Origin of the sequence: Bifidobacterium sp. ESL0732 (assembly GCF_029395535.1) — a bacterium.
Lineage (GTDB): Bacteria > Actinomycetota > Actinomycetes > Actinomycetales > Bifidobacteriaceae > Bifidobacterium.
Genome location: NZ_CP113920.1, coordinates 1,118,462 through 1,132,592 on the forward strand (window position 1 = coordinate 1,118,462; position 14,131 = coordinate 1,132,592).

The window sequence follows — 14,131 nt, forward strand, 5'->3', positions numbered from 1 at the left end:
AGGTCTTTTCGTCAAACACCAGCTTGAGGCATGACCTGGTTGCCAAGCAGAGTAAAAATGAAACGGAGTGCGGTGGGACTTGGATATGGCTTTCCAGCGTACCCCGTCATCGTTCAATTAGCATATTGTTTTTTGTTGGTCCAATAATTTTTGGTACATGGGCAGCAAATCGACGCCTACTCCCACACCATGCGATACCGGCATCAGACCCTGAGTCACATGTAAAGGCGTCGTATAGTCTTTTTGATAATAACGTTCCGTTGCTGCTAAGTCGCCTGGATAAGCAAAATCAGTTAAGCTGGCTAAGGCCAAATTGGCCGCGCGCCCAATGCCTCCCTCCAGCATTCCGCCGCACCAAATCTCAAAACCCAACTGGCGGTGCGCCATGACCAGTTCTAAAGCTGGTGTTAACCCACCAATTACCGCCTGTTTGACACTCATGATTTGGCCTAATTGTAATCGCCAAGCATACTTGGCTTGGTCCACACTGGTGATCGGCTCGTCTAAGCAAATCGGAGTGTGCATATGCTGTGGCCCTTCGGCTGTAGGATGCGACACCGGATCTTCGATAAAAGTCAACTGCAGGCGATCAATGGTTGCCGCTAAATCTTTGGTCCACTGCAAGCTTTGATTGGCGTCTACCGTCAAAGACTTTATCGACGTTCGTTGACGCAAACGAGCGATCCTCTGTAAATCGGCATTGCCTTTAACTTTTAATTTGATACGCCTATAGCCTTGTTGCTGCGCTTTTTGGACAGCCGCTAGCAGCGGTTCATCGTCTTGCAGGCCCAAACTGACACCCACCGGCACATAATCCTGCCACTGAGCATGAACTTGCCGGGCTAGGACCGCGGCTAGCGGTAGCTGTTGTTGCTTGGCGTAGAGATCCCAAACCGCCATATCCAAAGCGGCTTTGGCAAAATGATGTCCCTTTAAAACTTGTAAATGCGCATATAGGTCTGGTGGTGTCGTAAATTGTTGATTCCGCACCACAGGCCACAAATACCGTTGCAGCACCATTTGCTCGATAGCTTGCGTTTCATTCGTGTAAAACAATGTGGTGAATGCTTCCAGCTCGCCATAACCCCAATTGCCGTCTTCATCACGTACGGCTACCAAAGTCACCAGGCGTTCGCTTAATGTTTCGTGGGCGGATACAAAAGGATGCTTGAGATGGAGGCGAATCGGTAATAATTTCAAGCCCGTTAGACGCATGGCAAAAACTCCTTCAATAGTCGACAATACGACTGCGGCTGCTCCAGATGTACATTATGCCCTGCTTGGGCAATGACATGTAACTGAGCTTGGGGTAGTTGGGCAGCCATTTGTCGCATAATGCCTCGGAATTTGCGATCCTGTTGTCCCGTTATCAACATGACCGGCAAAGATATTTGGGCCAGATACGGCCACAAATTGGGCATCACCCCAGTTCCCATACCCAATAAACTGGCAGCCAAAGCTTGTGGTTCCTGACTTAAGCGGCGTTGCCGTACTTGTTCTTGTAGCTGTGGCGACAAGTTTTTTTGTGAGGCGAATAAAGGCAGCTGCTCCCAATGTGTCACAAATTCAGCGAACGGTTTGGTTTGCAAAAAATGTGCTTTTTCCTGATCTTGTTGTCGCCGTCTTTCGCGTTGTTCTACGGTTGCCAATCCAGCTGTACTGCTTTCTAGTATTAGCTGTCTGACTAACTGTGGATATCGCCAGGAAAAATATAACGCTAGACGGCCGCCCATCGAGTAACCCACAAGCCGCAGCGGCTGCTCAATTTGTAACTGTTGTAAAATATTTTTTAAATCCGCGGCTTGACGAGCCATTGCGTAACGTTTGGGCTGTGTAGGCTTGCCGCTTTGTCCATGACCCAACAAATCAGGCAATAACGCCGTCCCTTTGATGTGCCGGGCGATAGGCGCAAAATCTTGGCTGCTACCCATAAAGCCATGTAAGAACAACCAATACGGTTGCCCGGATCCGTAAACGAATACATGATATGAATTCTGATGCACGTTAATTTGCATGCGGCAAGTCCTTGATGGCGTGCGTAACTTGTTGTGCCGATTGTTGTTCAAAGGAAACCAGTGTTGCCCGTTGCGTCACCACTTCCAAGATGGTCAGACCCTTGACGGGAGCGTGCAAAGCGCTAGTCAATTGATCAAAAGTCGTTACTCGACAGTACTTAGCTTGATACAAACGCGCAATGGTAGCAATATCTAAATCCAAAGGAGTACCAAAAACTTTTTCGAATTGGGATGTTTCACGGGCTTGGGGCAGGAACGAGAAAATGCCGCCGCCGTTATTGTTCTGGACAATAATCGTCAAATCCAATTGATACTGACGCCCCACCATCAAACCGGTTAGATCATGGAAGAAGGCCAGGTCGCCGATGTATAAATATGCTGGCTGATGTTGTGTGGCCATGGCCAACGCCGTCGAATTAATCCCATCTATCCCATTGGCGCCCCGATTCGCCCAAAGTTTGACCGGCGCAGCAGGCCAAAAATAATCATCAATTTCACGAATCGGCATTGAATTGCTGACGAATAAAGCGGCATCTCGTGGTAAAGCTTGTGCGAGACCAAAAGCTACTTTGGGTTCCGTTAAAGTAGGTGTCTTGTATAGATGAGATTGTAAGTTCTTTTGAATTGTTTGATCCAATTGCTGCCACTGTAAAAGCCAGCGCTGAGATGCTTCTTGCAAATGCAACTTTGGTAGAACGGTGGTTGGCGTAAAAGGGACAACCAAATCGGTGTGCAAGGTGTGATCCAAAAAACTTCGCTGGGCATCTAGATAAACTGTCGTAATTTGCTCTTGCGCCAGCCACGAGCTTAACGCCGCCGAAACGGGGGTGGCTCCCAAGCGCAGCACCACTTCGGGATGATAACTGGCAGGTAGAGATGTCATATTTTTACAAATCCAATCCCCAGTAGCCAGAATTTCGGGGCTTTGTCCGCGTAAACCGCTCAAAGGATCGGCCAAAATAGGCCAGTGATAGCATTGCGCAAATTGGCAAATAACTTGGCTGGCGGTAGCTGAATTGAGAGCTGGACCAACTACTACTAGGCCCTTTTTACCCGATAAATATTGCTCAACCAGTTGTAATAATGCTGGTTCAGGCAGAGTCTGCGGCTTCGTAAAGATCGGCCGCACTTGCATTGAATCATCGCTAACTTCCAGATCAGGCAATAGCGGCTTTTGCAGCGGTAGATTCAAATGCACTGGTCCTTGCGGATAAGCGAGCGCCTGATACACTGCCTTTTGCGCGCTATAGATATTGTATTTAATCTCGTGGGGTGTCGTTGCAGCTTGGGGCATGACCAACCGATAGAAAGCTTTCACCTGCTGTGCGTACATATAATCCTGCGTCAATGTTTGAGGCGCACCTACTTGCTGTAATTCGGGTGGACGGTCAGTTGTCAAAACAATCAACGGCACATTGCTGGCTTTCGCTTCACAAATAGCCGGATAGTAATTAGCCGCCGCTGTCCCGGATGTGCATACCAGCAATACCGGTTGCCCGCTTGTTTTCGACAGGCCAAGAGCAAAATAAGCCGCTGAACGCTCATCGACATCGACATACAATTGCAGTTTGCCTTGATCTTCTAATTGTCCTAATAGAATAGCCAACGGAGTCGAGCGCGAACCTGGCGAAAGCACCACTTTTTGCACGCCAACGGTCAAAAAGGCCTGTAATAGAGGCCGCAATTGTCGTGTTAAGTAAGCGTATCCATTACTCATGATTTTGCTTCCTCAATCTTTTATTCGAAAAATCGACAGTAAAGACTGCAGTTTGTGTGTCGTTTCCTGTAATTCGGCGGCTGGTTGTGATGCCGATACAATTCCGGCACCGCCCCATAACGTTAATTCCTGACCGGTTAACAAACCACTACGAATACCAACCGCCCATTCACCTTCTTGGTCGAAACTCAAATAACCTACAGGCGCTCCGTATAAGCCGCGGGTTTGGGGTTCTAATCGCCGAATAATTTTTTGGGCCAATCGTTGCGGTGTACCCGCCAAAGCCGGTGTGGGGTGTAAGGAGGCCAACACTTTCAGCGGGTCATACATGCCGCGCGCCACAATCGGCGTATATAGATGCTGCAAATTAGCTGTAGCTAAAATTCGCGGCTGCGCTTCATGGCTGACCCTTAAACATAAGGCACGTAACCTTTGATCAAGCCAATCCACCACCAATTTGTGTTCTGCCAGATTTTTGGAGTCATGCAATAATTGCTGTGCTAAAGCCTGATCAGTTGACAAATTCCCAGTGCGTCGTGTCGTCCCAGCCAGCGCACCCGTTAAAAGCCGTTGTGGCTGAAATCTTACCAATCTTTCCGGTGTCGCGCTAATGAAACTAGTATCATGATCGCGCAATAGAATATGATAAACGTGAGGGTGTTGTTGACGCAATTGCAACCACAGGCTTTCGGGCACGCTTTGTCGGACGTGCGCCTGGGCAGTCCGTGCCAGAACGACTTTCGCCAATTGGTGTTGGTGAATACAATCTAAAGCTTGTTGGACCCTATGTGTCCAAGCTTGCGGATTGATTTCATGATAGTCATCAATGCACCCTTGCTGTGCTGGTAAAGCTGGCTCGTTTTGGAGTTCTTCGCCCAGTTGATCAATTGCGCTGGAATCGGCGTCAATTAAAGTCAAACGCCATTGCTGCTTTTGATAATGCACCAAAATGTGTGGCACAAACAGTAAGCCGCCACTTAAGGGACCCCAATTCTGCGTACGTACATCGGCTTCGTCAAATAGGAAACTCCCCACTGCTTTAACATCGTGCCAACTACTTGATGAGGTTAAAACTAATTGTTGGGACAGATTCTGGAACCACTGCCGTCCTGCGGCAAAAGTTAGTCTGCTTACCGGTGGTTGTAAAGCCACTCCGCTTGCGAATAGGCGTTGCCTACGTGCGGGGTCCTCCCAAGCAAAAACTGGGCCAGTTTGTTGTCGCAACCAATGCATGACCTGGGTCGTTTTTAAAGTTTCCTTAAGCTTGATTGTCTTAACTTTTAAAATCGTTGCCAAGGAAACAAACCTCTTTCCTATGCCTAAATGACAAAAACATTGACTCAGATAGCTTTATCGGAATTATACTATTATCTATTACCTACCGTCAATGCCAACCGGAGCTTACCATTAGAAGTGTGACGTTGGCGTTGACATATTTGATTGCGGTTCGTTACTTCGTCCGTCTCCTCGTCGAAGGCCTTTGGCAGGGGGCCGTCGAAAGTTCGCATGACATTAGGATATGATTTCATGTCGCCTCGTGCGGGTATCTTGTCAATGGTCACACGAAGTGGCCACCTTGGTTGAAGAAAGGTGAGCCGATGCCGATAACACAAAAACCTACGAAGAATCCCGCTGATGGGGGCGGGCGATCATCATTGGTTGGTTCCAGCGTGGTGACGTTGGACAACATACCGACTTCAGAGATTCGAACATTGCTTGACAAAGCGCAATACATCGATTCTCATCGTAAGGAAGTGGCGAACACCTGCAATGGCCGGGTGTTGGCCACTTTGTTTTATGAGCCCAGTACGCGCACACGTTTGAGCTTCGAGACGGCGATGCTCCGTCTCGGCGGCAAGGTCATCGGTTTCGCCGGTGCCCAGCTTTCCTCCGCCACGAAGGGCGAGACCATCCACGACACCGTCAAAGTCGTCTCGCAGTATGCCGACTTGATCGCCATGCGTCATCCCAAGGAAGGGGCCGCGCTGGTCGCCGCGCACTCCTCGGACGTGCCGGTCATCAACGCCGGCGACGGCGGGCATATGCACCCGACGCAGACCTTGGCCGATCTTTCCACCATTCAGGCGCGTTTCGGACGTGTCACCGATCTGACTGTAGGGCTTTGCGGCGATCTTACTTTCGGCCGCACGGTCCATTCCTTGATAACCACGCTGTGCCGTTTCGGCAATATCCGTTTCGTGCTTATCAGCCCAGACGAACTCAAGACACCGCAATATGTGCTTGACTGCATTGATCAAAGTCCGACCTGCTCCTACGTGGAAGCCAAGGACCTGTCCGCCGTCATCGGCGACCTTGATGTGCTCTACATGACCCGTGTCCAGCAGGAACGCTTCTTCAACGAGGACGATTACCTGCGTTTGCGCGATACCTATATCCTCGATGAGGGCAAGATGAAACTTGCCAAGCCTACGATGGCTGTGCTGCATCCGCTGCCGCGTGTCAATGAAATCGCCAAGGAAGTCGACGATGATCCGCGCGCCGCCTACTTTGAACAGGTACGTCGTGGCATGCTGATGCGCATGGCGCTGGAAAGTTCGGTGCTCGGCGACAAGCTGCCCGGCTATGACGAGCATTATTGCTTAAGTGAAAGGGAGGTGCTGGCCTGATGGAAGTTACGAGTATCACCAACGGCATTATCATCGACCATGTGGACGCGGGAACCGCACTCACCGTGTTGCATTATCTGAAGGTTGATCCGGCTACCACCAAACTGGCGTTGATTATGAACGCCACCAGCCATGCACTGGGAGCCAAGGATATCATCAAGCTCGAGGACGTCGAAGATCTGAATTTGGACGCCCTTGGCTTCGTCGCTCCACACGCCACAGTGAACATCGTTCGCGGCGGCCAGATCGTAGAAAAGGCCAAGCCGGAGTTGCCTGAACATCTGGTCGGCGTCATCTCCTGCAAAAACCCGCGTTGCGTGACCACCTCTGAGACCGGCCTGGAACAGCGGTTCCATCTGGCCAACGCCGAACGTCGCGAATATCGCTGCGATTATTGCGATGAAGAAGCGAAATTGTAGTAATGCCGTCTTGTGTCCATATTCTCTTGTGTCGTTTAGGATTTGGGTACATGACAAACGAAACATTTTGATTGATTATTGATGAAATCAATCAAAATGAAACATAAACGAATAAGCGGTTTATTGAGAGAACGGAATGCACATGCTGACCATTCATGACATTGCGGTGTGGGACACCGGCGAGCGCATCGATCTTGTCGTTCCGGAAACTGACGAGCAACGCTTGCTCGTCAAGCCAGGTGCCGTCGTTTCCGGCGACATTGATGGTTCATCACTGATGGTTGCGCCAGGTCTTGCCGATCCGCATGTGCATTTCCGAGATCCTGGTCAACGCGACAAAGAGACGATGGTTTCCGGCTCGCAGGCCGCTGCGGCCGGTGGGTACACGCGCGTGCTCATTATGCCGAACACCTTGCCTGCTGCGGACGGGCGTGACATCAATGTCCAGAACGCTGTTGAAGACGGTAAGGAACTGAAGGAAGTCGGCGTTTATAACACGCTTGACTACCTACAACGCTACGAGCAGTTGCACAATGTGAAATTGCCAGTTGATTACGATCTTTCCGTATGCGCCTCGCTGGGGCGGGCGGGGAAGCTGCCGACACAGCCATCTGATTATGAGCGGTTCATGGATTCGGCAGATCAATCATCGCGTTCTGATAATCCCTCTGATACGCAAGACGCTTCGGACAAAGCAGTTTCGGAACATCCATTACGTGCCATAACGGATGACGGCTCGGCCATTACCGATGAAATTCTTGATGCGGTTCTCGCTGATTCGAAGGCGACGGGCCTGCCGGTGCTGGAACATTGCGAACACCATGATTCCGGTTCCATCAATGATGGGGCAGTCAGCAGAAAGCTTGGTATCGCCGGCATCCCTGCCGAGACTGAGCTGGCGATAGTCAACCGTGACATCGAAGCCGTAAGACGTACAGGTGCCCATGTCCATTTCCAGCACGTTTCGACATCCGGCGCATTCGATGCGGTTCGTAAGGCCAAAGCCGAAGGAATGCCCATCACTTGTGAGACGGCACCGCACTATCTTGCGCTGTGTGATGAGGACATTTTGAAGTATGGGGCGATGGCCAAGATGAACCCGCCGCTGAGAAGTGAAGCGGACAGGCGCGCGACGGTCGCAGCGATTGCGGATGGAACTGTAGATATGATCGCCACCGACCACGCTCCGCACACAGCCGCGGAGAAAGCGGCCGGTCTGGCCGATGCTCCCAATGGCATTATCGGATTGGAATGTGCATACGGCGTTTGCCGCAAGGTGTTGGTCGAAGGTGGGGCCATCAGCGATGAACGATTGATTGAGCTCATGGCCTTGGCTCCCGAACGCTTGATGGGACACACGCCGACTGATGTGGCAATGCTGCTCAACACTTCGTCGAAATGCGCAACGAAACGAATACTGGATCTAAGCAACGTCGAACATCCCGAAAACGTCGATCTGACTTTGATCGATACTTATAACGAATGGACTGTGGACTCGTCTAAATTCCATTCTAAGGGACGCAACACTCCGTTCGACGGCTGGAAGCTGACCGGCAGGTCGATGGCGACAATCATCGGTTCGAAGCTGGTATTTAGCCGGCTGCCACAAAGATCCGAAAGTCAATAACATGACAAAGCGGCCATTTACCAACGAAAATACAACTGATATATAGACGTACATTACAGTTAAGCTAACTGTAATGATTATGAATATAACACTGAAGAAAACGAGGGAAAATAATGGATCGACTGATTGAGGCCATCGAAGCCAAAGACAACCCCAGCATCGTTGGACTGGATCCGACTCAGGCGCTGGTTCCATCGCAGGTCTTCACTTCAGAAAATGAATTCGATGAAAAGGGTCTCAACGAACTCATCGATTCCTTGAAAGGCGTAGATGATCCCGATGCTCAACGACTTCTGGCTTCACTGAACAATGCAGATGGTGCTGAAGCCAAGCAAAAGGTTGCCGACGACGCTTTGGAAAAAGCTGAGCCCGGTGCCCAAATCGTTGAAGGTTTTTACGAATTCAATCGTGCGATCATCGATTCCGTGAAAGACATCGTGCCAGCCGTCAAGCCGCAAATTGCCATGTATGAGGCCTATGGTTCCATCGGTTTTGATATCTACCGTTTCACCTGCGAGTATGCGCAGCAGCAAGGGCTGTATGTGCTCGGTGACATCAAGCGCGGCGATATCGGTTCGACTGCAGCCGCCTACGCAAAGCATCTGACCGGTATCAACTCGCGAGAACACGATTACAACGGCCAGCCTTGGCGGGAGGACGGTATCACAGTCAATCCTTACTTCGGCACTGATGGCATCACCCCGTTCACTGATGCCGCTAAGGTCTCTGACAAAGACGTGTTCGCTCTGGTGCGTACTTCGAACCCTTCCAGCAAGGAAATTCAGGAACTCGAGCTTGCGGATGGTGACAAGTTGTACAAGCATGTGGCCGACCTCGTGGAAGGCTGGGGTGCCGATTTGATCGGCAAGTATGGCTATTCACGGCTTGGTGCCGTAGTCGGTGCGACCCATCCCGAGCAAGGCAGGGAACTGCGCGAACGCATGCCCCATACGTTCTTCCTGGTTCCTGGCTACGGTGCACAAGGCGGTACTGCAGCCGACGCCGCACAGATGTTCGATAAGAACGGACGTGGTGCCATTGTCAACTCGTCGCGCGGCATCATCGGTTCGTGGAAGAAGTCGGGGGAGTATCGCGAGGATATGAGCAAAGAGGAAGCTCTCGCCCTTGTCGGTCGCAGCGCGCGGGCCGCAGCCATCGCCATGCGTGACGATTTGAGAAAAGCACTGCAGCGGTAATCGTAACTTTGAAACTTATCAATCAACAGAATTTCAGAAGGAGAGACATGAGCGCAACCGCTTTTATGCCTACTGTCACCACAGGAACCGTCGAACGGCAGGCAAACCAGGCCGGACGAAAGCCCGGAAGGCGAACCGACGAGGTGATAAGGGCCTCAATACTGTCCGAAGGAATCTACGAGTTGGTCATCCGTGATCCGTATGTGGCTTGTACCGTGCAGCCGGCACAGTTCGTCAACCTTTATCCTGCAGATGCCAGAATGGCGTTGCCTCGCCCGTTCGGTGTGGCCAAAGTTGACGACGATGACGTGACGCTGATTTACCAGATTGTGGGAGCTGGAACGGCAGAGTTTTCGTTACTTCAAGCCGGCGATGTCATCGACGTTCTTGGGCCGTTGGGCAAGCCGTTCGATACCTCGAAACCTGCGAATTATGTACTGGTCGGCGGAGGCCTTGGCGTTCCGCCGTTGCTGTATGCCGCACAGAAACTCAGTGAACGCAACGATGGAACTCAGGTCACTTCCGTTTTCGGATATCGTGACGCACGTTTCGCCGACGATTTGGTGGCGCCGTTTGCAGACAAGACCCACAGCATCGTCAATGCCGAAGGTAACGTCGTCGACTTGCTCAACGACATCGAAGATGAACTGAGCAGTGCCGACCATCCGCCGGTGATTCTCTCCTGCGGTCCGACGCCGATGATGAAGGCTGTTGCAGCCTGGGCGAGCAAACGTGACATTCCGGCACAGTTGAGCCTTGAAGCCCGTATGGGTTGCGGCTACGGAGCATGTGTGGCCTGCGTGGTCGATACGCCGAGTGGAAGGCTCAAAGTCTGCAAAGACGGCCCCGTTTTCACCATCGAAGAACTTGGCTGGGAGGCGTGAACACGATGACGAATACAAGCAATGAAAGAGCTGCTTCGATGAATGAACAGATCAAACAGACTGAACCGGCCGAACAGGGCAAACAGATGAACGTCCTGGAACCCCACGAGTGGCGGCACAAGACCATTGTTGCCGGAACCGAATGGAAGAATCCGGTCGGCACAGCCTCGGGTACCTTCCAGCTTGACGCCTGCGGCGACTATTACGACGTCAGCCAGATGGGCGCCATCTGCACCAAGGGCGTTTCACCAGTACCGTGGGAGGGAAATCCTTCGCCGCGTACCGCTGAAGGCCCGTCCAGTATGGTCAACGCCGTCGGTCTGCAGAATCCTGGAGTCGACCACTATCTGGTCGATGAACTGCCGCGGCTCAAGAAGCTTGGTGCCATGGTCATCACCAACGTTGCCGGCCATAGCGACGAGGATTACGCGCAGGTCGTCGAAAAACTCGCCGATTCCGAAGCCGATATGCTCGAAATCAACGTCAGCTGCCCCAACGTGAGCCACGGCGGCATGAGCGTTGGTACCGATCCTGTGGTGCTGAGCCGTCTTATCAAGCACTTACGTACGTTGACCGACAAGCCGATGATCGTCAAGCTCTCCCCGAATGTCACCGACATCGTCCAGATTGCCCATGCGGCCGTCGACGCTGGTGCGGACGCGCTCAGCCTTATCAACACGCTCGTCGGTATGCGCATCGACATCAATACCGGCAAGCCGATTATCGCCAACCGTACCGGCGGTGTTTCCGGCCCGGCCATCTTCCCGATTGCCCTAAGCTTTGTCTGGCGTGTGCGTCAGGCCATTCCGGATATCCCGATTATCGGCATCGGCGGCATCGATTCGGGGGAGAAGGCGTTGGAATACCTGTACGCTGGCGCCAACGCCGTTGAAGTCGGCGCCGCCGCGCTCGTCGACCCAACCGCTCCCATGCGCGTCGCGCGAGAATTGGATGACCTGCTCGATTCCCGTCCTGAACTTGCAGCGAAACTGGCCAAGGGCCAGACGTGGTGATTCTGTAGTATGTTAAAGTCCAAAAATAATAAGAAGCAATACTAAGGAAAGATTGATTATGGACAACAGGAATAATGAAAATAGTTCAAAGCAGACGGGTAATTCATCCATGACCCCGATTGACGAGCGTTTCACGGAATTCCTTCTTGAGTCCGGTGCACTGAAATTCGGGGATTTCACGCTGAAGTCCGGTCGTCAGTCGCCTTACTTTATTAACGCGGGTGTATTTAATGACGGACGCAAGATTGCCATGTTCGGTGCGTTCTATGCCGAGAAGATCACGTCTGCCATTGCCGGTGGCACCTTGCCAAGTGATATCGCCACGATTTTCGGCCCGGCCTATAAGGGCATCCCACTCGCGGTCTCGACATCCATCGCGCTCACCAGTATGCATGGCATGGAAGTCGGCTACACCTTCGACCGCAAGGAGAAGAAGGACCACGGCGACGGCGGCATCCTCGTTGGCATGCCACTTAAGGACGGCATGAAAGTGCTGTTGGTCGATGACGTGATGTCCGCCGGCACCGCCGTTCGTGAGGCAGTTCCGAAACTCAAGTCCGTTGCAAACGTCGATATCGTAGGCTGCGTGATCTCCGTTGACCGCATGGAGAAAGCGAACGGCTCCGAAATATCTGCCGTCAAGGCCATCGAGGAGGAGTTCGGCTTCCCGGTCGTGTCCATCGTCAAAGTCAGCGAAATCTTTGACGCCGCCTCCCGGATGGTCACGGTCGATGGCAAGCCCCTGCTGGACGACGACATCAAGACCCGTGCTAATGAGTACCTAGCTAAGTATGGCGCGTGATTGGAACCGACGATTTAGGCGTTGATTCAACAAAGACATAATTGTCGGCTTCTCTTGGAGCGATGGCTGAAATGGACGAGCAGACATATTCTTTTGAAGAGGCTATACAAGGCGCAGGTTCATTGTTTAGGATCTTGTGGCGTGTTCGTAGATGTCAGCTTGTCTATGATTTGTTGGTTATCCCGGGTCAGTGAGGTCTTTTAAGCTTCACTGGCGGCCTTCAGATCAGATCCAGCTTAAGACGTTGACTGCGGACCATGCGCTTGAGTCCCTCCGGGTCGCGTCAGGAAAAAATCTCTGTCGTCGTGTAACATCACGGGCGTCTTCCTGGTCCTGTATTTGACGGCCCGGCAGGTCACCGTGTCTGGTTCACGGTAAATTACAGCCCGCCCCTTGTGGCCGGGTCCTCTTCACCACAAGACGCCACAGGAAGCGTCGCCGCTGTGCCGGCCACGTCTCCAAAGGCATCGGCGATCTGCTGAGACATAACAAATCGTTCATGAAGCCGGTTTCTCCGATTCGGTCTCCAATTTTCTGTCCGCACAACCAAGTCATTGATTGAGCATTTTGATAATGACAGCAACATACAGGCAAAACTTATCATCGGTTTTGCGATAATCCAGTCCTGTTTTAAGCATGATTTCGTTTAATCGATAACGAATGGTGTTGGGATGCGTGCATAGGATACGGCTGGTATTTTTAATAGATTCGTTGTTTTGAAAAAAGACTTTCAATGTTGTGAAAAGTTCCGAATTTTGAAGGGTTTCTTTTAATCTCATCGGAATTAATTGAGCCGAGGTTGATTGTTGGGCATTATTGATCAATGACCACAAGGCCACATCGTGAAACAATACAAGCTTTTTTTGCGGCTTGAACAATTTTGCCATTTTTATGCTGAAGCTGGCCTCTTGATTGGCAGTTTGTATTTGACAAGCAGGTTGAATGTCTGAGACTCCAAAGTATAAGTCTGTGTTGGTAGCTTGAATTTGCGCTAATAAGTGGTAATAAGGTTGAATAATATTCAGTTCGTTTTTTCTTTGTTGCGGAGCTGTAAAAAGGATTGCCATAGCACCCGTTGCCGTTTCGATGACGAAATAAGCTGATAAAGTTGTCTGCCGAACAGCAGTAATAAATATTGTATTTAATTGACCAGTTAACGAATAAAGATCTTGGACACGTTGACGAGGTGTGAGTGGTGCATCTTGAAAAATTATTTGAATTACTTGAACATCGTGTTTGTACAGGTCAATATTTTTGAGGCTGGAAAGATAGTCGAAGTCTTGTTCGTGCGGGTTGTCGGTCTTTAATAGATGCGTTAGATCAAGCATCTCTAAATGCTTGTCTTGTCGTTCTCTAAATAATAAAGCGTTCACATCGTTTGTTATCTCGAGATACATTGTTTGTTTAGGTAAACGAAAAATTGGCAGTCCAATTTCTTCGGAAAACTTGATCAGATTAGGAGATAGTTCAAATGAGTCGTTGATATATTTGACGATAAGGCAGCAGGCGTGATTTTGTTCAAGTTCTGTCAATAATTTGCGTAATTGGTCATTTTGCGTTGGCAAAGTCTGTGAACCAACCAGAACCATCTCGCCGCCGCAGAGCCACTGATGAACACTGAGATTGTCCATAATGGTAATTGAACTTACAGGCCTTCCTTCTAATGCAACAGCATTCATTGCTATTAATCGATGATGCAGGTGCTCAACTACAAATTTCAAGTCAATCATAAAGATCACCATCTTAGTGAAATAAACAAAAAATCAAGCTTATTTATGTAGTTTAACACACAATAAATCGTTTTTGCCTATGTTATGCTTGTTTTATGTTG

The 14,131-nt window shown here is 50.7% G+C and carries 12 protein-coding genes; 7 read left to right on the forward strand and 5 right to left on the reverse strand.

Features of this window, described 5'->3' with window-relative positions; all coding sequences use genetic code 11:
• Nucleotides 1–117: 117 nt before the first annotated feature.
• The 4 genes from menC to OZX70_RS04290 are packed head-to-tail and all read right to left on the reverse strand — an operon-like array spanning nt 118 to nt 5,028.
• Nucleotides 118–1,215: an o-succinylbenzoate synthase gene (gene menC, locus OZX70_RS04275; protein WP_277181993.1), complete on the reverse strand. Its 1,098-nt coding sequence runs from the start codon at nt 1,213–1,215 to the stop codon at nt 118–120.
• Nucleotides 1,206–2,015, reverse strand: coding sequence for a 2-succinyl-6-hydroxy-2,4-cyclohexadiene-1-carboxylate synthase (menH, locus tag OZX70_RS04280; RefSeq protein ID WP_277181994.1), 810 nt, complete (start codon nt 2,013–2,015; stop codon nt 1,206–1,208). Before menH ends, menC begins: the two co-directional genes overlap by 10 nt.
• Nucleotides 2,005–3,732 carry a 2-succinyl-5-enolpyruvyl-6-hydroxy-3-cyclohexene-1-carboxylic-acid synthase gene (menD, locus tag OZX70_RS04285; protein ID WP_277181995.1) on the reverse strand — a complete coding sequence of 576 codons (1,728 nt, stop codon included), beginning with the start codon at nt 3,730–3,732 and terminating at the stop codon, nt 2,005–2,007. Before menD ends, menH begins: the two co-directional genes overlap by 11 nt.
• A 12-nt stretch (nt 3,733–3,744) precedes the next feature.
• Nucleotides 3,745–5,028, reverse strand: coding sequence for an isochorismate synthase (locus OZX70_RS04290; protein WP_277181996.1), 1,284 nt, complete (start codon nt 5,026–5,028; stop codon nt 3,745–3,747).
• A gap of 359 nt (nt 5,029–5,387) precedes the next feature.
• Here OZX70_RS04290 and pyrB point away from each other — a divergent pair, with 359 nt between their 5' ends.
• The 7 genes from pyrB to pyrE all read left to right on the forward strand — a co-directional run bounded on the left by pyrB (nt 5,388) and on the right by pyrE (nt 12,300).
• Nucleotides 5,388–6,359 (forward strand): aspartate carbamoyltransferase, encoded by a 972-nt coding sequence (gene pyrB, locus OZX70_RS04295; RefSeq protein ID WP_277182101.1) that lies wholly within the window; start codon nt 5,388–5,390, stop codon nt 6,357–6,359.
• A complete protein-coding gene (locus OZX70_RS04300; protein WP_277181997.1) occupies nt 6,359–6,778 on the forward strand; it encodes an aspartate carbamoyltransferase regulatory subunit in 420 nt (139 codons plus the stop codon). Before pyrB ends, OZX70_RS04300 begins: the two co-directional genes overlap by 1 nt.
• A 142-nt stretch (nt 6,779–6,920) precedes the next feature.
• On the forward strand, nt 6,921–8,405 hold the full coding sequence (locus tag OZX70_RS04305; protein ID WP_277181999.1) for a dihydroorotase: 1,485 nt from the start codon (nt 6,921–6,923) through the stop codon (nt 8,403–8,405).
• 113 nt (nt 8,406–8,518) lie between these two features.
• Nucleotides 8,519–9,601 carry an orotidine-5'-phosphate decarboxylase gene (gene pyrF / locus OZX70_RS04310; RefSeq protein WP_277182000.1) on the forward strand — a complete coding sequence of 361 codons (1,083 nt, stop codon included), beginning with the start codon at nt 8,519–8,521 and terminating at the stop codon, nt 9,599–9,601.
• Nucleotides 9,602–9,648: 47 nt separating this feature from the next.
• Entirely contained in the window at nt 9,649–10,485 is an 837-nt protein-coding gene (locus OZX70_RS04315) for a dihydroorotate dehydrogenase electron transfer subunit (RefSeq protein WP_277182001.1), read from the forward strand.
• Nucleotides 10,486–10,571: 86 nt separating this feature from the next.
• Complete coding sequence (locus tag OZX70_RS04320) at nt 10,572–11,498, forward strand: dihydroorotate dehydrogenase (protein ID WP_277182102.1); 927 nt, start codon at nt 10,572–10,574, stop codon at nt 11,496–11,498.
• 109 nt (nt 11,499–11,607) lie between these two features.
• Nucleotides 11,608–12,300 carry an orotate phosphoribosyltransferase gene (gene pyrE / locus OZX70_RS04325; RefSeq protein WP_277182103.1) on the forward strand — a complete coding sequence of 231 codons (693 nt, stop codon included), beginning with the start codon at nt 11,608–11,610 and terminating at the stop codon, nt 12,298–12,300.
• A gap of 551 nt (nt 12,301–12,851) precedes the next feature.
• Here pyrE and OZX70_RS04330 read toward each other — a convergent pair.
• Nucleotides 12,852–14,030 (reverse strand): PucR family transcriptional regulator, encoded by a 1,179-nt coding sequence (locus tag OZX70_RS04330; RefSeq protein WP_277182002.1) that lies wholly within the window; start codon nt 14,028–14,030, stop codon nt 12,852–12,854.
• Between the last annotated feature and the right edge of the window lie 101 nt (nt 14,031–14,131).